The organism is Pirellulales bacterium, from assembly GCA_035656635.1.
Taxonomy (GTDB): Bacteria; Planctomycetota; Planctomycetia; order Pirellulales; family JADZDJ01; genus DATJYL01.
Genome location: DASRSD010000009.1, coordinates 1 through 19677, shown reverse-complemented (window position 1 = coordinate 19677; position 19677 = coordinate 1). Strand labels below are relative to the sequence as shown.

Sequence of the window (19677 nt, the reverse complement as noted above, 5' to 3'; positions counted from 1 at the left end):
AGGCTGCGCAGGAGCCGGTCGAGGAAAAACGGCGGCTGGCAGATTTCGTGCTGGATAATTCGCAAGATGTAAGCTATATTCAATCACAGGTCGAACGCTGCTGGCAAACCCTGGTAGGCCCCAAGGCTTAGGAACACGGTTGCCAAACGATTGGCGCACATTCGTCGCTGGTCAACCCTTCTGCAACGTTTGGCTTCCCACCCAAAATCATTGGAAGACCCATCGATAATTATCCCCGCGCCCCAGCGGCGCACTAGCACTCGGCAGCAGGCGGATGGAGGAAAACATCGGCCCTGTCGCACCTCGGCACATCATTCGCACTTCCCATTCATCACATCCCATGGACAACATGAAGTTGTCGGACTGAACGAAGTTAAAACGTCGAAAACGTCGCAGCACCCCTCAGTTGAAAGAGCTGCGGGGTGAGTTTGCGGTTGGTTGTCGCTTGGCGGCTTCGACCGCTGAACCACAAAACGTTTCCGCCTTCGGCAATTCGACACGGCTTGCCATTTCGCTTTTCATCCCGCTCTTCCCACGAATCTTAATTCCTCACTTTTACCCCTGATTTGGTTATGTCGGAATCGAAAACTGCTCACACGTCACGCCAAGGCGGCGGCCCCCACGCTTTTGGCGGCAACCCTCCTGAGGCCGATGGCCGCGCCCGCCGCACGCTAGACGAAATTGAAGCTCAATTGGAAGCCGAAGGAGAGCCTCTTTCGCTGGCCGAGGAAATTGCCGAGCAAGTGGATGCCGGCGAAACCGACATCGTTCACGAGCATTACGAAACGGTAAAGCAGGCTGGCGATATTCACATTGCCGAGCTGCAAAAAATGAGCACCACGCAGCTCATCGAGGAAGCGCGCAAGGAAAATCTGCCGGAAATCGCCGGCATCCGCCGCCAAGATTTGATCTTCAAGTTGTTGAAAGAGCGCGTGAAGATGAACGGCCTGATGTTCGGCGAAGGAACGCTGGAAATTCTGCCCGATGGCTTCGGCTTTTTGCGCAGCCCGGATTACCATTATCTTTCCTGCCCCGACGACATTTACGTTTCTCCCAGCCAAATCCGCCGCTTCGGTCTGCGCACTGGCACGACGGTGGCCGGGCAAATTCGGCCGCCCAAGGAGAACGAACGTTATTTTGCGCTGTTGCGGGTGGAAGCCATCAACGGCGACGATCCGAACAAATTGGGCGAGAAAATTTTCTTCGACGATCTTACCCCGCTGCATCCCGACAAGCGAATTGTGCTGGAAACCGCAACCGACGAATTGGAAATGCGCGTCGTCGATTTAATTGTGCCTATCGGGTTTGGTCAGCGCGGGCTGATTGTCAGCCCGCCGCGGGCCGGCAAAACCATTTTGCTCCAAAAAATGGCGAAGGCGGTGCTGCAGAATTTTCCGGATGTGTACGTCATCATGCTGCTGATCGACGAGCGGCCGGAAGAAGTGACCGACATGGAGCGGCAAGTGAAGGGCCCCCAGTGCGAAGTAATTAGCAGCACGTTCGATGAAGATTCCGCCCGGCACATTCAAGTGGCGGACATGGTCATCGAAAAAGCCAAGCGCATGGTCGAATTCGGCTACGACGTGATTATTTTTCTCGATTCCATCACGCGTTTGGCCCGGGCCCACAACTCCGAGTGTCCCAGCTCCGGCCGCGTGCTTTCCGGCGGCGTGGATGCCAATGCGCTGCAGCGGCCGAAGAAGTTTTTCGGCTCGGCCCGCAAGGTGGAGGAGGGGGGCTCGCTCACCATTTTGGCTACGGCCCTGGTCGACACCGGCAGCCGCATGGACGAAGTAATTTTTGAGGAATTCAAAGGGACCGGGAATTTGGAAATTGTGCTGGACCGGTCGTTGGTCGATAAGCGGATTTGGCCTTCGATCGATATTTCCAAAAGCGGCACCCGCCGCGAAGAAATGCTGTTGGACCCGGAAGAACATCGTCGCATCAGCATTTTGCGCCGCGTGCTACATGACATGAACCCGCCCGACGCCATGGAATTTCTCACCGGCCGGTTGCAAAAGTGCAAAACCAACGGCGAGTTTCTGATGAGCATGAACATGAAGGGGTGAGGGGCGAGGGACGAGGATTGAGAGCCGAGGGACGAGGGGCACGGGACGAGCAACGGGCAACGCATAGCGTAATTGCCATCGCTTAGCCCGGACGGCCACGTCGGCTGCGGCAGGCAAATGCACATCGCCGCACTTCACGCTGACTAGGGCACCTTGATTTCGATCGTCTGCGTCCCTTCTTTCACTTCCTGCGCCAGCGGCGTGGAGGCAGCCTGCGTGTATTCCGGCGCCTTGGCCACAGGCTCGTTAGAAAGATGGCGTAGCTACGAATGTGCCACGGTAGCTTGCGACCGCTGTCGCCGATTGATACAAACTTATCAAAAGGGGGGGATTCCCTCTTCGCATTTTGCTCCTTCAACGATCCTAGCCATGCTCAAAACCACGGGCCGCGCAAGCAGATGGCACAAATGGCAGTACCAACGAACATTGTCCGCAAACGAAATCGCAGCTTGAATCGCATCCCCACATCATCTCCGATTCGCCTGGCAAAGCCTGATCGCCAAGGGTAGTGACTCAGTCTAATCCTGGGAATTTTGGTACGGGTAGGCCAGCTCAAAATTATTGAGTAGATACGGCACGGAGCTGAAGCCCAGCTCCCAGGCACAGCGCAGCTCCGGCTGATGCAAAGAGAGCATATGCCGCGATCGACCAGCGCGCCGATTCCAAGTGCAGTTCATCGCTTAACGCCCGTTCACGCTGCTCTATTTCTCGCGCCTGTTCGGCGGACACCACCGATGGATACTCGTTCCGAAGTGGATGAAGGGCCGGGGCGAGGGCAGACTGAAGGCCAGTCACCATCGCCTGGCGCCGCGTCCACAAGCCTGCGCCCAGTAACGCTGCCGTACAGAGCACTGCAATGAGAAGTGGGCGATATGATTTCACGCCCCCATCATACCCGGTTCGCCTGGCAAAGCGTGAGCGCTAGGAGTTACCGGTCCGTTTGAAATTCTCTGGACGGTCTAACCCTGGCAATTATGGCTGGCGCAGATTTTCCAAGTGATTAACCCGGCGTTGTCTCGCCGAGCCATGGCTACCGGTTATTGTTCGGACCACCGCATATGCCAGTGCGATTGCCGGAAACCCATACAAGCCAAATTCACCGGTCTCGACGTGGTTTGAGAAGAGAGCCGACAGCACAAAGATGAGCCAAATGGTTCCGTACGCGGCTGCGAAGTGACCGTAAAAGCGAATCAATTTCATCAGGCACCTTTGAGAAAGCGAACCAGCTCACAAATTGTAACCCACACCCGATTTGCTTTGCAAAGCGTGCCGGTAGGTTTGCAGCCAGTTTTCTGGCCTAAAAACATCGAGTCGCCCAAAAACTAAGAATCCTGCCCAAAAACTCATGTCGCGAATTAAAAACGGTTCGGCACGAAGATCACTACCATGCAAAACGCTGCTACCCCGCCAAAAATTACAGCCCCCAGCAGTTTTCTTTTGAATAGCGCGCCGGCACTCCCGCCGATTGCGGCCAAGAAGCACACGACTAATAGACTGGCAGCCGCGCGCGCCAACCAAACCGGAGCCAGCGGGCCCAGTCTTTTGATGCCGAGCCCGCCGAAGAAATAAATTCCGGCTGAAACCAACAATAGACCCACGAACCACAGAAAATCATTGCGATTGATCGGAGGCTTCATACCCGCATGATAGCCGAGAAGGAGGGCCCTAGACTCTTTTCGCGTTCCGGATCAGTAGATTCAATTGGACGTTCCATCCCCACATCATACACGATTCACATTACAAAGCGCGCTAGGTATGGCTTGGCGGCTTAAAGGCGATGTATCGAATTGGTTCCGTCGGTCGGTTGAGATATAATCTTTCCATGACCAATTTTCACGGCGAAATAACTGGTACGGCCGGGCGATTTGCGATTGTTGTCTCGCGATATAATGAGGCTATCACGGCGAAGTTGCTGGCCGGGGCGCAGGCCACGCTAAAATCGGCGGGCGTGGCCGAAGAGGCGATCGATGTGGCCTGGGTTCCGGGAGCGTTTGAAATTCCGTTGATCGCCGACAAAATGGCAGACAGCGGGAAGTACGCCGCCGTACTCTGCCTGGGCGCGGTCATTCGCGGCGATACCACGCACGATCAGCACATTAATCGGGCCGTAAGCTTAGGAATTATGGAAGCGAACTTGCGGCACGGCGTACCGGTCTTGTTCGGCGTGCTGACGTGCGATACGGTGGAGCAGGCGCTGGAGCGCTCCGCCGAAAGCGTGCCGCACCAAATCACGGCGAGCGGCGTAGCCAACAAAGCAGCAGCCGGCGGCGTAAAACCGGCGCCCACCAAGGCGGTTGTCAGTAACAAAGGAGTAGAATGTGCCACGGCCGCTCTGGAAATGGTGAGCCTGCTGCGAAAACTCCCCCAGCGATAAAATAGTTCTCCCGCGATTTCACGGATGGTCAGCTAAGTTTTCTAGGTCACTGAATCGGGCCTTCATCGACCGGTTCGAAAGCCCCTAACCCGCATTTTTTCGTTCCTTGCATCCATGGCCAAGCGATCTAAAGCTCGAGAAGTTGCCCTGCAAATTTTATATCAGGACGATTTGAACGCCGGCGCGAAGCCGACGGATCGGACGGACTTTTTGCGCTCGCGCTTGCAGGAAGATGAAGATTTGATCGCCTTCGCCCAATCGCTGATTGACGGGGTGCGGCGCAATCGGCCGGAATTGGATGCGCTGCTGGTGAAGACCGCGGAAAATTGGAGCCTGGAGCGAATGGCGGCGACCGATCGGAATGTGCTGCGCCTGGGCGCCTACGAAATTTTGTACGCCGGCACGCCCGGTGCGGTGGCAATTAATGAGGCCCTGGAATTGGCCAAACGGTTTGGGGCAGCGCAAAGCGCACAGTTCGTGAACGGAATTTTGGATAAGTTTATTGAGGGACACGGAAAAAATCCTGCTTAGAAATTCGAGGAATTGAAAACGCATGGGTTTATTAGATCGCTTCAAAAAATCAAGCGCGACAACAGTATCCGCTGACACTGCGTCGGTTTCGGATGAGGCGGTTGCGAAACCGAATTCCGCGGAAACAACTTCCTCCGAAGCGAAACCAGCCCGCGCTGGTTTTTTTTCTCGTCTGACCCAGGGACTGAAAAAGACCAAGCAACTGCTGCAAACCGACATTCGCGACATCTTCAAAGGGGAAGGGCGGCTGGTCGACGATGCCTTTCTGGAAGAATTACGCAGCAAACTGGTCCGCACCGACATGGGGCCACAAGGCGCTAATCAAGTTGCTGAAGAAATCGGCACGCAATTTCGGGCACGCGTGATTCACATGGACGATGCGCTTGACGTCGTCAAAAGCAAACTTAAGGAATTGATGGCCCAAGACGAAGCGCCGCTGAAATTAGCGGCGGCCGGGCCGACAGTCATCATGGTTTGCGGGGTAAACGGCTCGGGAAAAACCACGAGCATTGCCAAGCTGGCGAAGATGTTTTTATCGGACGGCAAAAAAGTGGTGCTAGGCGCCGGCGATACGTTTCGAGCGGCTGCAGTGGAGCAACTGGGCATTTGGGCGCAGCGGCTAGGAGCCAGCGTGGTGAAAGGAGCGCCGGGAAGCGACCCGGCCAGCGTGGCCTTTGCCGCCGTCAAACAGGCCATCGATACCCAGGCGGATGTCTGCATTGTCGATACTGCGGGCCGGTTGCAAACCCAGCAAAATTTGATGGCCGAGCTGAGCAAAATTCACCGCGTAATTGCCAAGCAAATCCCCGAGGCCCCGCACGAAGTGCTGCTGGTGCTGGATGCCACGGCCGGGCAGAATGGCATCAGTCAGGCGCGAGGATTTTCCGATGCGGTAAAATGTACCGGCATTGTGCTAGCAAAGATCGATGGCACGGCGAAAGGGGGCGTGATTGTGCCCATTCGTCAGCAATTCGGCCTGCCGGTGAAATTGGTCGGGGTGGGGGAAAAGGCGGAAGATTTAGCGGTTTTTCGGCCTGAGGAGTTCGTCGATGCCATGTTCGAAGCGGTCGAGCAGCCGTGATGGGCCAACCGATGGTAACGATCGCGTTGATGGAAATACTGGGATCCGAAGCAACTGGGCGACGTTCAATTGGGTTGACGTTCCATTGCTGACAATTTGCCGCCGTAGATTGCGCCCAAGGTGTTGCCGCCTTCAGCGGGCCCAATGCTCTCAACGCCGCGCGTAAGTTCAGCGAGCGTATTCGCGGTGGCCTCTTTTGCTCGCCACAGGCTTATTTTTCTGTGCATTTGCGCAGGCTGCGCTACAATGACGTTCCGACTTTTCTTCGTTTTGCCGACGGCTGCTCGATTCGAGGCTAGGCTGTCAAGGTTGCTGCATTCGACAAACTTTTCGCAGGCGGAAAAGTTTGTCAACGTTCTCTTCGGCATGAACGTCAAGGTCTTACTTTTTTAGAATTTCTTCGGGCGCACGGCCACGCGTGCCACAATTTTCGGAAGAATTTCATTCGCGGCAGGGCCGATAGCTAATCGTGGTATCGGAGCCGAAGCAGAAGGCGGCTCTCTCCGTACCATCCCGCCGTGTTAACCGACCTACCATCATGCAGGGCGTGACGGATTCACGCCCGTCCCCCAGCGTCTTTAACGGATTGGAGTCTTGGACCATGAATCGCACAAAACTGGCGATTGTGATCGCCGTGGCCGGTGGTTTTACGACCGCAATGGCCTTCGCCGATACCCCCACACGTTCGTTAACGCCGTCGGCCTATGAGTACGGCAATTACGATTACTACAATGCCTCGCAGCAGGCTGCTCCGGCAGCCCCCGCTCCGGCAGCGCCGGCTGCTCCCGCGGCTCCCGCTCCTAGCGATAGCGGCACTGCGGCTGCTCCGTCGTGTGACACCAGCTGCAATGCCGCTGCTCCGGCGTGCTCCAGCTCTTGCAACTCTTGCAGCAATGGCTGCGGTTGCGACACTTGCTGCGATTGCAACGGCTGCTGCCACGAGAAACTCCCACACTGGCTGCACTGCTGCTGCAAACTGCATCCGTGCATGTGCTGGTGCGACAGCTGCCCGTTAACTTGCCCCGACGTCACAACTTGCCACTTATTCGATGATTGCTGCTGCTTGAAAGAAAAAGAAAGCACACTGACCGGCTGGGTTTCCGGCGGCATCATGGGCAACAGCGAGAATCCGGCCAGCAACTTTAATGGCCCAGTGACCTTTGCAGACCGTGATGATGGCGAGCTCAATCAGGCTTACGCCGTGCTACAACGCACGAAAGCTGACTTGAGCAAGAACTGCGGTTGGTTTATCGGCGGCGATATCGACTTCATGTGGGGAAGCGATTACATCTACACCACGGCTGCCGGCTTGGACGGCACCTCGCGCGGCAACGTTCCCCGCTGGAATACCAGCGCCAACAGCTTCGACTACGGCTTGGCCATGCCGCAATTGTATGCTGAGACCGACTACGACGATCTCCGGATTAAATGGGGTCACTTTTATACCATCATTGGTTACGAAGTGGTCCCCGATATCGGCAACTTCTTCTACACGCACGCCTACACCATGCAATATGGCGAACCGTTCACGCACACCGGCGTGTTGGCCAGCCGCAACATCAACGACAACTGGGCATGGAGCGCGGGCGTAGTGGCCGGTTGGAACGATTTCACGCTGGAAGAAGGCGCCCAGTTCCTCGGCGGCATCACGTATACCGACAAGGATTACGGCAGCCTGGCTTTTTCGATCATCACGGGTGATGAGAGCACTGTGAATACTTCGGGTACGGGACCGTTTGCCAATCGTACTATGATCAGCACCGTGTGGACCCGCAACCTTACCAGCCGTTGGACTTATGTGTTCCAAAACGATGACGGTTGGCAAGCCAATGCGACCGACGCCACTGGCTCGAACACGGCTACCTGGTACGGCGTCAATCAATACTTGTTCTACAAAATCAACTGCTGCTGGACTCTCGGCTGTCGGTTTGAGTGGTTCAAGGATCAGAATGGCTTCGTCGTGACGGAACCGATTCGGGCCGTCGATAATGGCGATCCGTTCTTCAGCGGATTTGCAGGCAGCTTCTACGAAACGTCGATTGGCTTGAACTACAAGCCGAACGGCAACTTCTCGCTGCGTCCGGAAATTCGCTACGACTGGTACACGGGTGCTCCTGGCGCGGCTTCCACAGGCGGAACGGCTGAGCCATACAACGATGGAAACAGCAAGAATCAGTTCTTGTTCGGTTTGGATGCCATCTACCAGTGGTAAGTTGAGTTCGATCTCGGCTTCAATCGAAGCCGGTTAGCATGACAGTTCCAAAGCCCACGGGATAAAACCCGTGGGCTTTTTTTGATTTGTCCAGGGGTTGAAAACTTACTTCCATGGTTAACTGGGCGGGGGGTGCGGGTGGCAAATTCCATTGGCATCTTATTGCCAAAGGTGCACATCATTCTGCGCGGCCGCGCAGCGAGGCTTGCCTGCAAAGCGGGCAGGATTGCGAGCATGCGGATGGAAGCCAAATAGATTTGCAGTTGTTCGGATGTTTCTAAGTCCCTATCCGACAACCTTGTACTGTCGCCCCGCCACCATCTTCGGCCCGATACTTTCGGAGTTGGCATAGCGCTTGCAGAAGGCACAACAACCAAAAACGTGGGGCTCGCCGGTTTGCGAAACGGTGAACTGGCGAGCCTCTTCGAGATCGATACCGGTTGGTTTGAACAATGTCGGAATTCCGACGGGCCCGGAATTCCGAAGCGAAACAGAAATCAAAGAATGCCATGGCTTTCCGCAGGCGTTCTTTTGCGACGTGTGGTGTGGCAGTGCGTCATGATGACGCCAGAAGCGCGTGTGTGGGGTATCACGGGCTGTTTGCAGAAGAAAAGTTGGGCGTTCAACTGCCAAGCAGCTCGTGATACCTATTTTAACTTTCCGAAATGATCGATCCGTGGAAATGCGAGGTCGGCTAGCGCGCCCCGCTGGCTTTGGGGAAGCCAAGTACAAATTAGCCGCCTGCACTCTCCAAGCTGAATCAGGTAGCCTAAATCTCGTTCTGCCGCTTCCTGGGCGTGTCTGGCAGCTGCGATTCAACCCAATCATTTGAAAAACTTCCGGCTCATGCCTGGGCCAGAAGGATGCCCCAATGGCTTGGGTAGGCGCTCCGCCTAGCCTGCTCAAGCCGGGGCATTTTTTATGCGCTGACTGGCTCCGAGGTCGGGCTTGTTGCAGCGGCGCCCGTCTACTAACATCGTATTTAGTAACTACTTTGATCGTTCCGTGGTCTTCGGTCACGACGCTGAAAACTATTCAATCGGTGCGAACCAATCCATGAAGCTGATCATTGCCATCATTCAGCCTAGCCGACTGGAGGCCGTCAAAGCGGCACTTACCGAAGTCGAGGTGTTCCGCCTAACGGTGATGGATGTGCAAGGCTTTGGACGGCAAAAGGGGCACGCCGAACTGTATCGCGGCCACGAAATCAGCGTGAACTTGCTACGCAAGGTGCAACTGCAAATCGCCGTGAATGAGAATTTCGTCGAGCCCACGATCAACGCCATTATCAAGGGGGGCCGGACAGCGCCCAATGGCGAAATTGGTGACGGCAAAATTTTCGTGCTGCCTTTGGAAGATTGCATCCGCATCCGCACCGGTGAACGGGGCGGAGAAGCCATCTAGCAGGCCCTTAGCTTCCCCGCGGCCACCAGCGGCAGAGCAAAATACCGCCGAAAAATAGCAGCATCAGTGGCACGGCCAGAAAGAAAATGCTGTACGGGTCGCCCGGCGTCAAGACCGCGGCAATCACCCAGATGACGAGTACCGAAATTCGCCAATTGCTCAAGTAGGAGCGGATGGTGAAGATCCCCACGCGCTCCAAAAACAGCATCACCAGCGGCAACTGGAACGCCAACCCAAAGCCCAGGGGCAGAAACAGCACGAAGCTAAGCCACTCGCTGATTCGCGGCTCTGGATCGATGCCCATCGAGCGGTTAAAGCTGAGGAAAAACTTCAAGATCGGCGGAAACACGAAGTAAGACATGTATACGCCCAGCAAAAATAGCCCCAGGCTCATCGGCAAGTAGACGCGCACCAGCTTCTTTTCTTTGGCATACAATCCAACGGCGACGAATGACCACAGTTGATAAAAAATCCACGGGCTGGCAATCACAAAGCCGGCAATCAGAGCCGCCTTGAGCCAAATCATGAAGGGTTCTTGCCCACTGAGGCTTTTGGTATGGGTGCGCGGATCGTTATCGAGCTTGTGCCACAGCAGCACTTCTCGCAGTCCCATCGATGGGCTGGCCTGCGGTTGAGAACCAGCCGCGGGTTGTTGAGGGGCAGGCGAAACCAGCGACGGTTGCTGTAACGCGGGCGCAGGTTGAGGAACTAAATCAGGGCGCGTTTTTCCGAATGTCTCGGCCAATTGTTGGGGATCGACATACACACGCTCGAATACCATTCCTTCCGCTTCCACGCGCGCAATGTCGGCCTCGCTAGGATTGGAATTCATTTTGTGCAGTTCATCGATGGCGGCACTGCGGTAATACGCTTGCAGCGCGTTTTCCAACGGACTTTGGATGAATCGCACAATCGAGTCAGCCAGAAAAAACCCCAGCAATGAACCGACCGCTAAACCAATGATTGCTCGCCACAAACAGCTGCGCAGCTCTAGCAAATGTTCCCCGAAGGTCATTACGGAGCCTTTGAATTCGTCGTCGTGCAGCTTGCTCATAGTGACGGCGACGGCGGGGACAATGGGTTCAATGATGAAATGGTCTTCAATCCACGTTTTATCGCGAATGGCTGGGGACGAACAAAATAAGTCCCCAGCGGCTCAAATTCCTGGGTTCGACCTGCCAAGATCCTCTGTGCCGAACGACGACCTCGACCGAGCCACCCACGTTTTCCTTCAATTCAAGCGGAAACGTCAAATCCCCGACTGCTGAAACTTCCATCATATTACGCCCCACCGCAAGCGGGCAGCGGCCTAAACCGGCCAAGCGCTGGCGGTTAGCCGGCCAGCAGTAGCCGCCTATAATGACTCTGGCAATTTTGCGGCCAAGGGATAGAATTGCAGGAGGTTGTGGTGGAGAGCGGTCAATCTTAGCCCGGCGCCGGAATTTGTGGCGCAAACTCAGGAGGGCCAACATGTCGACCAGAACTTTGACCAACAGTTGGTGGTGGTGGTGGGTAATCGGCGCGGCCGCCATTGTGTGGGCCATTTCGGCGAGTGTTGCGGCGGCGGCTTCCAAAGTACCGGTTCGCACGGCCGATCAACCTATTATGCAGGCTGATATTGGTCCGTCCGATGCGCCGGTGCGCAACGCCATTCTTACGATGAAAGATCGAACAGAAATCAAAGTTCAACCCGCGCGTTGGGGTTACGGCGGCTATTACGGATACGTGCCGTATTATGGGTATTCCCCCAGCAGGTATGCTGGGTACTATCCGCCGTACTATTCTTCGTATTACTATCCGGCACCGTACACAACCTACTATGCTCCCACTTATTATTCAGCAGCACCCGGTCCGTATTATTCCGCCGCGCCGTTTTTCTATGCGGCGCCGGTCTATCGTTTTCCACGGCGAGCATTTGTCGGCGCGTACTATTGGTGAGCAGGAGCGGCTTTGATCACTCGGTTGTGTGCTACTGTTGGCTTTCCAACAGCGCAGCTGGCACAGAGGTGGAAAACCCCGTCCGGACGTCTGTGGCATTATCCTAGGCCACACGCTTGAATGCGTCGGGCAAGAAGCGGAGCAAATCGCTGGCGATCAGCGAAACTTGGCCCAGCGCTTCGGCCGCCAAATCGCCGGCCAGTCCGTGCACATGAACGCCCAATTGAGCGGCCTCAAACGGCGATAAACCTTGCCCCAACAGCGCCGTGATAATTCCGGTTAGCACGTCACCGCAACCACCAGTGGCCATGCCTGGATTGCCGGTATTGTTTAAGTACAGTTCTCGGCCATCGGTCACAATGGTGTGGTGCCCTTTGAGTACCACAATCACCTTCCCGCGGATCGCAAAATCTTTGGCACGATCTTCCCGCTCTGCCGGATCAAGCCTGGCAATGCCCGCCAGCCGCGCAAATTCGCCCGGATGCGGTGTGACAACTCTCGGGCCGGCATGCCGCGAAAACAAATCAGGTTGTGTGGCCAAGGCATTCAGCGCGTCGGCATCGAACACCATTGGCTGCGCGAATTCAAAGTACATGCGACCCACAAGATAATCGACATCGGGCGTCACTTGCATGCCCGGCCCACAACCAATGGTCGTGCATTTGGCGGCCACTTCGGCAATTCGCCGATGGGCGGTTTTCGCCAAGCGGCCTTGCTCATCGCACGGCAATGGCACCGTCATGTACGAGGGTTCAAAGCCGGCAACAATTGGCTGACAGGCTTCGGAAGTGGCTATCGTCACAAGACCAGCCCCGCTGCGGAGCGCAGCCATGCCGGAAAGTGAAATTGCTCCCGCCATTCCCTTAGATCCGCCTACAAGCAGTGTGTGGCCAAACGTTCCTTTGTGGCTATCGGGCGCACGCGGCGGCACTTTAGGCAGCGGCGGGGAAGACATAAGCGTGGTCCAAAGTTCGGGACTCAGAATGTCGGAACAAAGGAATTATGCTGTGCAATGGCGGAAATGCGAACAGCCGCAGGCCCCAATTTTAGCTGATGGAAAGCACCGGTTATGCCGATCGTGCCGCCGTGCCGTGAGCAATTAACCCGGCGACATAACCGGCTTTGAACCCGGCATCGACATTTACCACCGTGACGTTTGCCGCGCAGCTGTTAAGCATGCTTAATAATGCGGCTAGCCCCCCGCAACTGGCTCCGTAACCCACGCTGGTGGGAACTGCAATCACGGGGCAGGGGACATATCCGCCTACCACGCTGGGCAGCGCGCCTTCCATGCCGGCCACAACAATCACAGCCGCTGCTCCGTCGAGCAAAGGCAATTTTTCCGGCAAGCGATGCGGTCCAGCCACGCCGACATCCTGAATCAGCGTGGTTTCCACCCCCATCCATGACAATGTTTCCCGCGCTTCTTCAGCCACGGGAATATCGGTAGTTCCCGCGGTGACAATGGCGACGAACGGTTTTCGCTTTGTATCTGGCGAATCCGAACTCGACGGTGCCCAGCCCGGCGCCTTGGCCGGTTTTTTGACCGACACACGAAATGTTCGCCCAACTTCGTTGTATTTTGCCGCAGGAAACCGTTTGCCAAGCCCCGCTGCAACCTCGGGAGCAATGCGTGTGGCCAGTACGTCGATGCCTTCGTCCAGCATCCGCTCGAACAGCCGCTCCAACGTGGCCAATGTTTTCCCTTCGCCAAATACTACTTCGGGATAACCGCAGCGGCGGCGGCGATCGAGGTCCAGTTGCACATCGCCCAAATCCGCCGTTTTTGGCTGGATGAGGCTGCGCAAGAAAACATCCAACGACAACTCTCCACGCTGCAACCGCTCCGCCAGTTGTTGCGTGTGCGTCGTGTCCGTCGTTCCGAGAATGGCTGGTTTCCGCTCCATTCCCTCATCGTAGCGAACCGGCTGGCGGCTTTCGATGGGGGAACAATTCAACTTGGAGTGGGTGCCACCCATGCAGAGGCGGTTCCTCGCTAACGACCGGCAATCACGCACTGCACGAACGAGGGAGGCACCAATAGATAATTGCTGCTGTTGCCGAGAATGGCATCCGCCTTGAATTCGTCGAATCCGCACAATTCGGCGCGATTTCCCAACAGCAATTGGAGCTGCGCCATTTCCAGAAATGATTTGAGGTTAATGTTCGTGCCCCATTTATTGGATGGCTGGCTGCAAAACGGCTGCACGTCGATGAACAAATCGGCCGTCATGATCAATCTCCCTTGTGGTCGCAAGAGGCGTTTGACCTCGTGTGCGAATCCACAAACATCCGCCGGGCTAAAATGCTCCAACGCCGAGAGACTCAGAATGACATCGAACGATTGATCCGGCAATTTTGCCGCTTGAATGGTAGTGGAAATCAATCTCACTGGCGCGCCAAAGATACTGCACATCCGGCGATGAGTGCCGGTGGGCAGCTCAAACCCCACACCTTCGGCTTCCAGACCAGGGTCAACGTTCGTTACCTGGTGTCCCTGTGAGGCCAGGGTAAATTGCAAGCCAGACAGGCCGCCGCCTACTTCCAGAATGTCCAAGTGCTTTCCAAGCTTGTTGATTTCCGCCGCCGCCCAGGGATATTCGAACACGCGCGTGGCGTTGTTGGTTTGGCAACTGAATGGTCCCCGGTATTTGATATCAAGCCACGAATTGCGAAGGGACCGCGGCAAAAACCTGCGGCGGCCAAACGGTGCGTGCCACCTTCGGTTCCACGCTTTAAAATCCGGTGGCAACTCGCGGGGTGCTAGCATAGGTGAAAAGTGAAGTGCTCATGGTTGGTGGCCTGCGGCTCTCGAAAACAATCAAGTGTTTAGGCGCCGGTTCACTACGGCGAGCTGACAGTTTCCAGAGCATAAAGATCTTCGTTTCTTTTGTGAATGCCAACCACGGCCACGACAGTTGATTGAACGGCCACAACCATCGCATGAATTTTCCGGCCAATCCTAAAAATTGCTTCACTGTTCGTTCTTGGGTGGAAGAAACGCCTCGGAGTCGATGTGAAATCCGTTGATCTTCCAACCCCCGCCGTTTCTGAGAAGTTGAACGTGGATGGTGGCGGAGCCCTTTTCAAAATCAGCCGGAATGGTGTAATTACCGGTCGTTTCCGATCCATGGTTTGTCGAGGTATTAACAATGATTTCTCCGTGCGGTTTGTCCAGATGCTTAAGCGCACCAAGCTGCCGAAACATCGTGAACAGCCGCTCGATGCCATCCGACGACTTTGCCGCGGAGATCAGCTCAGGAGTGGCCGCATCGATCAACTCTTGAGAATTCCAATGCTCAACAATTTTGGGCACCTCGGTCTCAAGATAGGCTGTTGCCTCGCCGCTAAGTTTGAAAGCCCGAGGAAGGAAAACTGCAAATGCGAGGATGATGGCAATAATGATCACGCCAAAAACGACGCCCAGACAGGTAAATAGCTTTCGCATATCGCCATCCTAAAGAGTTCATCCCCGTTCGATCTGACAACATTCGAAAAAGGAACTGACGGACAATTGTTAGTGATCGGACGAGGAAATTACCATTAGTTGATGTTTCCATCCGGTAAGAAATACGACCTCGCCACCGGTTATCGGTTTGATTCTACTCGATTTCATCTTGCCATGCGCGACGCCGCATGTTAGCAATTTGGCAGCCACCTAAAGGATTTGCAACCAGACGATACCGAGGAAAATTACCCCATGGAATACTTTGCCTCCCGGCGCGACCGGCTGCGCAAGCTGCTCAGCAAAGCCAGCGTTGATACGCTATTGGTTACCAATTATCCCAATGTCACTTATCTGACAGGCTTCACCGGCGATGATAGTTATCTGTTGATCACGCGCAGTGGCGAGGTGCTGATTAGTGATGCACGCTACACGACGCAATTGGAGGAAGAGTGCCCCAGATTGAATTTGCACATCCGGCAGCCGGGCCAAGCGATGCTCGATGGCACGATGAAGGTGCTCAAACAAGCCAAAGTATCACGGCTGGGGGTCGAAGGGGATTCGATGACCGTCGGCTATCATCAGCGGCTGGCCGAAAAGGCAGAGAAGGTAGAGTTCGTCACCACCTCCGGTCTGGTCGAACAACTGCGGATGATCAAGGATAAAGAGGAGATTGCCGAAATCCGCCAGGCGGTGGCAATTGCCGAAAAGGCGTTTGCCGTTGTCCGGGCGGCGCTGCGGCCGGAGCAAACCGAAAAGGAAATTGCCGACGCGCTGGACAGCCAGATGCGGCTGTTTGGCGGTCGCGGCGCTAGTTTTACGCCGATTGTGGGCGTGGGAGATCGGGCCGCTTTGCCCCATTATCGACCCGGACTGCGAAAAGTGGGGGATGCCGATTTCATTCTCATCGATTGGGGCGCTCTGGGCCGGCTGTACATGAGCGACTTGACCCGAACTTTGGTGACCGGTAAAATCCCGCCCAAACTCCAACGGATTTATGAAGTTGTGTTGCAGGCGCAACTCACGGCCATCGACGCCATTCGTCCGGGACGAACTTGCGGAGAAATCGATGCCGCGGCCCGCAATGTGATTGAAAAAGCCGGCTATGGGAAGCAGTTCGGCCACGGACTAGGACACAGCCTGGGGCTGCAAATTCATGAGGATCCACGCTTCAGCAGAAAACAAACGATGAAGCTGGAGCCGGGAATGGTCATGACCGTCGAGCCGGGCATTTATCTGCCAGGTTTCGGTGGCGTGCGGATTGAAGACGACGTGCTAGTCACCCGCGGTGGTTGCGAAGTGCTGACCAGCGTGCCCAAGCAGTGGCACGAAACGATTGTGGCAGTGAATTGAAACCGAAAATCAAACAGCGACACCCTGTGGTGGAGCCAAATCCGAAATACACCATGTCCAACCCCGGGTCAGGCGCTGGCGACATTTTCGATGTGAAAAAAGTGCGCCGCCTCATCGAGCTGATGAAGGAGCACGACCTGGCCGAAATCGACCTGCGGCAGGGAGATCAGCGTGTTCGGCTGCGAAGGGGTGCGGAACCAATTGTCGGCATGATGGCGCCGCCTTATCTAGGCGCTTTGCCGGCGGCGGCGAGCAGTTCTTCGTCGGCTCCGTCCATGGCGCCGACCGCTGCGGCTGATAGTGCCGACATGGCAGTGATCAAAAGCCCAATGGTGGGCACGTTCTATTCCGCTTCCGGCCCTGAATCGCCGCCATTTGTGAAAGTGGGCGCCCATGTCGGCCCCGAAACCATTGTGTGCATCATTGAGGCCATGAAAGTGTTCAATGAAATTCCAGCGGAAATTTCCGGCCAAGTGGCGGCCGTGCTGGTGGAAAACGGCGCGCCCGTGGAATTCGGCCAGCCGCTATTCAAAATCGATACGAGGAAATGAGGCCCAGCAAACCGGCGACGCGCATCTGGCGGCTGGCTTCGGCACCTGAAAAAACTCCATCCCCTCGGCGCTTTAGCTTCTCGTGCTAGTTGCTAATCGCTAGTTGCTAATCGCGAATCGCTCCCGCCATGTTCAAACGCATTTTGGTGGCCAACCGCGGTGAAATTGCATTGCGGATTATCCGCGCTTGCCGCGAGTTGGGCATCGAGACGGTGGCAATTTTCAGCGAGGCCGATCGGGGGGCGCACTACCTCGATTTGGCTGACGAAGCCTATTGCGTCGGTCCGCCGAAAGCCGCCGACAGTTATTTGAAAATCGATCGAGTCATCAGCGCGGCGGAAATTGGCAATGTGCAAGCACTGCATCCGGGCTACGGATTTCTGTCGGAAAATGCCCACTTCAACGAAATCTGCCGCAGCTGCAATATCGATTTCATCGGCCCCTCGCCGGAGGCTATGGCCAAGTTGGGCGATAAAAACACGGCCCGCAAAATTGCGCGCGATGCCAAAGTGCCGGTAGTGCCCGGCAGCGATGGGCTGGTGGCTGGCGAAAAGGAAGCGGTGCGGCTGGCACACGAAATCGGCTTTCCGGTGTTGATTAAAGCCACGGCCGGAGGCGGCGGGCGTGGCATGCGGGTGGCGGCCAACGATTTGACATTGAAAAGCGCCCTGCAGCAGGCAGCGGCGGAAGCGGAAGCGGCTTTCGGCAACGCCGGCATATATTTGGAGCGCTACGTGGAGCGGCCTCGGCATGTGGAAGTGCAGATTCTGGCAGACCAGCACGGCAACGCCCTGCATTTGTTCGAGCGCGAATGTTCCACTCAACGACGGCACCAAAAGCTGGTCGAAGAAAGTCCTGCCGCCCATCTCACGCCGGAAACCCGCCAGGCCATGTGTGAAGCCGCCGTGCGATTGGTAAAAGCCGCTGGCTACACCAACGCCGGCACCGTGGAGTTCATCGTCGATCAAAGCGGCAACTTTTATTTCATTGAAGTCAACGCGCGGATTCAGGTGGAGCATCCCGTGACCGAAATGGTGACGGGAATTGATTTGATAAAATCTCAAATCCGCATTGCGGCTGGCGAAAAGTTGTGGTTTAGCCAAAGCGACGTGCAACAGCGGGGTGCGGCATTAGAATGCCGGATTAACGCGGAAGATCCGGCACGCAATTTCCAACCGTGCCCCGGGAAAATTGAGCGACTCATTGCCCCCGGCGGTTTTGGCGTGCGTTGGGATTCACACGCCTTTTCGGGATACACCGTTTCGCCGTATTACGATTCGATGATTGGCAAGCTGATTGTCCACCAGCCGACACGGGCCGGGGCGATCGACACCATGCAACGGGCGCTGGCGGAGCTGGAAGTGCGCGGCATAAAAACTACGGTGCCGTTGCATCAAAAAATTCTCGCCCACACTGCATTTCACGAATGCCGCATCGACACTACGTTTGTGGAGCGGACATTCTTAGGGTGAAGCCAGGCGCGAAGGGTGTGGCATTAAGGCGTGAGATCGCTCGCCTCTTGGCTCGCGGCTAAACCGCAAGCGGATAGACCGATTCCACCGCTACCAGAATTGACGGCGGTTTTCTATACTGTGGGCGCAGTTCACCAATCATGTGTTCGGAGCTTTTATGTCCAGTCCGCTTTCACCCCCACCCCATGCACAAACGCCCATTCATAAAGTTGGCATTGTGTTTGCCGGCGGCCCGGCCCCGGCAGCCAACGCCGTGATTTCTGCCGCTGCAGACTCGTTCATGCGCAACGGCGTGGAAGTCATCGGCATTTTGAATGGTTACTCCAATCTTGTGCAGTTCAATCCTGAACGCCCGCTGACGGAAGGCAAAGATTTTTTGACGATGACGCCCCGTTTAATGCGCCGGGTGCGCAATTCGCAAGGTATTTTGATCGGCACGGCACGGGCCAACCCCGGAAAGCTCGTTTCTCATCCCAGTCATTTTGAAGACCAAGAGAAAGTGAAGCCCCTGCGAACGGTGTATGAGGCATTGTGTTCGCTGAAAATCGATGCTTTAATTTCCATCGGCGGCGACGACACGCTGAAAACTGCCAACAAGCTCAAATTGTTTCAAGATCGACTGCCGGCGGAAGCGCGTCACATTCCCGTCGTGCATTTGCCGAAGACCATCGACAACGACTATACCGGCATCGATTTCACGTTTGGCTATTTCACCGCCGTTGACACCCTGGCCGGCGAAATTCGCAACTTGCTGTACGATGCCGAGGCCACACGCGTGTACTACTTGGCCGAGACCATGGGGCGCAGCGCCGGTTGGCTAGCTTACGGTGCGGCGATTGCCGGCGAAGCCAGCCTGGTAATTAGCGTGGAAGATATTCATGGCGATTACCTGGCGATGGAGGAATCCCAGGATGAGGAAACTGGTCAAACAATCACCCGCGAAATTATGAATGTGGATGCGGTCGTCAAGCGAATCGTCAAATCGATGCGGGTTCGCGAGGAAAAAGAAGGCAAGCAATACGGCGTGATTGTGGTGGCCGAGGGGTTGGCCGAGTATTTGCCGGCTGCGTATCTGAAAGATATTCCCCGCGACGAACACAAGCACATTTCCGTGGCCCAAGTGAATTTGAATCGCCGCTTGGCCAGATATGTGACCGACGAATATAGGAAACAAACCGGAAAGGATCGTCGGGTTATCGGCCTGCAATTAGGTTATGAAGCCCGTTGTTCTCGGCCGCACGCTTTCG

Annotated in this window: 17 protein-coding genes; 11 read left to right on the top strand and 6 right to left on the bottom strand. The window is 55.8% G+C overall.

Annotated elements, in window-relative coordinates; translation table 11 throughout:
- Positions 1–572 precede the first annotated feature (572 nt).
- Positions 573–2069 (top strand): transcription termination factor Rho, encoded by a 1497-nt coding sequence (gene rho, locus VFE46_00945; protein HZZ26543.1) that lies wholly within the window; start codon positions 573–575, stop codon positions 2067–2069.
- A 972-nt stretch (positions 2070–3041) separates the two neighbouring features.
- Here the strand turns inward: rho and VFE46_00940 are convergent.
- The gene (locus tag VFE46_00940; GenBank protein ID HZZ26542.1) at positions 3042–3269 is read right to left on the bottom strand and encodes a hypothetical protein; all 228 of its coding nucleotides are present in this window, start codon (positions 3267–3269) and stop codon (positions 3042–3044) included.
- Positions 3270–3891: 622 nt separating this feature from the next.
- On the opposite strand from VFE46_00940, the gene ribH reads away from it, so the two are divergent.
- From ribH to VFE46_00915, 5 genes are all read left to right on the top strand, one after another.
- The gene (ribH, locus tag VFE46_00935; GenBank protein HZZ26541.1) at positions 3892–4443 is read left to right on the top strand and encodes a 6,7-dimethyl-8-ribityllumazine synthase; all 552 of its coding nucleotides are present in this window, start codon (positions 3892–3894) and stop codon (positions 4441–4443) included.
- A gap of 114 nt (positions 4444–4557) precedes the next feature.
- Complete coding sequence (nusB, locus tag VFE46_00930; GenBank protein HZZ26540.1) at positions 4558–4974, top strand: transcription antitermination factor NusB; 417 nt, start codon at positions 4558–4560, stop codon at positions 4972–4974.
- A 22-nt stretch (positions 4975–4996) separates the two neighbouring features.
- Positions 4997–6055, top strand: a complete 1059-nt coding sequence (gene ftsY / locus VFE46_00925; GenBank protein ID HZZ26539.1) for a signal recognition particle-docking protein FtsY — start codon at positions 4997–4999, stop codon at positions 6053–6055.
- 601 nt (positions 6056–6656) lie between these two features.
- On the top strand, positions 6657–8267 hold the full coding sequence (locus VFE46_00920) for a porin (protein HZZ26538.1): 1611 nt from the start codon (positions 6657–6659) through the stop codon (positions 8265–8267).
- A 1056-nt stretch (positions 8268–9323) separates the two neighbouring features.
- Positions 9324–9671, top strand: coding sequence for a P-II family nitrogen regulator (locus VFE46_00915; GenBank protein ID HZZ26537.1), 348 nt, complete (start codon positions 9324–9326; stop codon positions 9669–9671).
- 7 nt (positions 9672–9678) lie between these two features.
- On the opposite strand, the gene tatC is transcribed toward VFE46_00915, so the two are convergent.
- On the bottom strand, positions 9679–10725 hold the full coding sequence (gene tatC / locus VFE46_00910) for a twin-arginine translocase subunit TatC (protein HZZ26536.1): 1047 nt from the start codon (positions 10723–10725) through the stop codon (positions 9679–9681).
- A 416-nt stretch (positions 10726–11141) separates the two neighbouring features.
- Between tatC and VFE46_00905 the strand changes: the two genes are divergently transcribed.
- On the top strand, positions 11142–11609 hold the full coding sequence (locus VFE46_00905) for a hypothetical protein (protein HZZ26535.1): 468 nt from the start codon (positions 11142–11144) through the stop codon (positions 11607–11609).
- Between the two features lie 103 nt (positions 11610–11712).
- On the opposite strand, the gene VFE46_00900 is transcribed toward VFE46_00905, so the two are convergent.
- From VFE46_00900 to VFE46_00885, 4 genes are all read right to left on the bottom strand, one after another.
- A complete protein-coding gene (locus VFE46_00900) occupies positions 11713–12564 on the bottom strand; it encodes an NAD(P)H-hydrate dehydratase (GenBank protein ID HZZ26534.1) in 852 nt (283 codons plus the stop codon).
- Between the two features lie 112 nt (positions 12565–12676).
- Positions 12677–13588: a nickel pincer cofactor biosynthesis protein LarB gene (larB, locus tag VFE46_00895; GenBank protein ID HZZ26533.1), complete on the bottom strand. Its 912-nt coding sequence runs from the start codon at positions 13586–13588 to the stop codon at positions 12677–12679.
- A 17-nt stretch (positions 13589–13605) separates the two neighbouring features.
- Positions 13606–14217, bottom strand: a complete 612-nt coding sequence (locus tag VFE46_00890; GenBank protein HZZ26532.1) for a class I SAM-dependent methyltransferase — start codon at positions 14215–14217, stop codon at positions 13606–13608.
- A gap of 366 nt (positions 14218–14583) precedes the next feature.
- Positions 14584–15057 carry a hypothetical protein gene (locus tag VFE46_00885; GenBank protein ID HZZ26531.1) on the bottom strand — a complete coding sequence of 158 codons (474 nt, stop codon included), beginning with the start codon at positions 15055–15057 and terminating at the stop codon, positions 14584–14586.
- Positions 15058–15309: 252 nt separating this feature from the next.
- Here VFE46_00885 and VFE46_00880 point away from each other — a divergent pair, with 252 nt between their 5' ends.
- The 4 genes from VFE46_00880 to VFE46_00865 all read left to right on the top strand — a co-directional run.
- Positions 15310–16407: a Xaa-Pro peptidase family protein gene (locus VFE46_00880; protein HZZ26530.1), complete on the top strand. Its 1098-nt coding sequence runs from the start codon at positions 15310–15312 to the stop codon at positions 16405–16407.
- 53 nt (positions 16408–16460) lie between these two features.
- Positions 16461–16958, top strand: coding sequence for an acetyl-CoA carboxylase biotin carboxyl carrier protein (gene accB, locus VFE46_00875; protein ID HZZ26529.1), 498 nt, complete (start codon positions 16461–16463; stop codon positions 16956–16958).
- A gap of 128 nt (positions 16959–17086) precedes the next feature.
- Complete coding sequence (gene accC / locus VFE46_00870) at positions 17087–18430, top strand: acetyl-CoA carboxylase biotin carboxylase subunit (GenBank protein HZZ26528.1); 1344 nt, start codon at positions 17087–17089, stop codon at positions 18428–18430.
- 157 nt (positions 18431–18587) lie between these two features.
- Positions 18588–19677 (top strand): 6-phosphofructokinase (locus VFE46_00865; GenBank protein HZZ26527.1); only part of this gene is annotated, 1090 nt, incomplete at its 3' end.

Excerpts from the sequence above, each read along its gene's own strand:
- VFE46_00885 (HZZ26531.1), bottom strand. The coding sequence starts at position 15,057 with ATGCGAAAGCTATTTACCTGTCTGGGCGTCGTTTTTGGCGTGATCATT.
- VFE46_00900 (HZZ26534.1), bottom strand. The coding sequence starts at position 12,564 with ATGTCTTCCCCGCCGCTGCCTAAAGTGCCGCCGCGTGCGCCCGATAGC.
- larB (HZZ26533.1), bottom strand. The coding sequence starts at position 13,588 with ATGGGTGGCACCCACTCCAAGTTGAATTGTTCCCCCATCGAAAGCCGC.
- tatC (HZZ26536.1), bottom strand. The coding sequence starts at position 10,725 with ATGAGCAAGCTGCACGACGACGAATTCAAAGGCTCCGTAATGACCTTC.
- ribH (HZZ26541.1), top strand. The coding sequence starts at position 3,892 with ATGACCAATTTTCACGGCGAAATAACTGGTACGGCCGGGCGATTTGCG.
- VFE46_00920 (HZZ26538.1), top strand. The coding sequence starts at position 6,657 with ATGAATCGCACAAAACTGGCGATTGTGATCGCCGTGGCCGGTGGTTTT.
- accB (HZZ26529.1), top strand. The coding sequence starts at position 16,461 with ATGTCCAACCCCGGGTCAGGCGCTGGCGACATTTTCGATGTGAAAAAA.
- VFE46_00940 (HZZ26542.1), bottom strand. The coding sequence starts at position 3,269 with ATGAAATTGATTCGCTTTTACGGTCACTTCGCAGCCGCGTACGGAACC.
- ftsY (HZZ26539.1), top strand. The coding sequence starts at position 4,997 with ATGGGTTTATTAGATCGCTTCAAAAAATCAAGCGCGACAACAGTATCC.
- VFE46_00915 (HZZ26537.1), top strand. The coding sequence starts at position 9,324 with ATGAAGCTGATCATTGCCATCATTCAGCCTAGCCGACTGGAGGCCGTC.
- VFE46_00880 (HZZ26530.1), top strand. The coding sequence starts at position 15,310 with ATGGAATACTTTGCCTCCCGGCGCGACCGGCTGCGCAAGCTGCTCAGC.
- accC (HZZ26528.1), top strand. The coding sequence starts at position 17,087 with ATGTTCAAACGCATTTTGGTGGCCAACCGCGGTGAAATTGCATTGCGG.
- VFE46_00905 (HZZ26535.1), top strand. The coding sequence starts at position 11,142 with ATGTCGACCAGAACTTTGACCAACAGTTGGTGGTGGTGGTGGGTAATC.
- rho (HZZ26543.1), top strand. The coding sequence starts at position 573 with ATGTCGGAATCGAAAACTGCTCACACGTCACGCCAAGGCGGCGGCCCC.
- nusB (HZZ26540.1), top strand. The coding sequence starts at position 4,558 with ATGGCCAAGCGATCTAAAGCTCGAGAAGTTGCCCTGCAAATTTTATAT.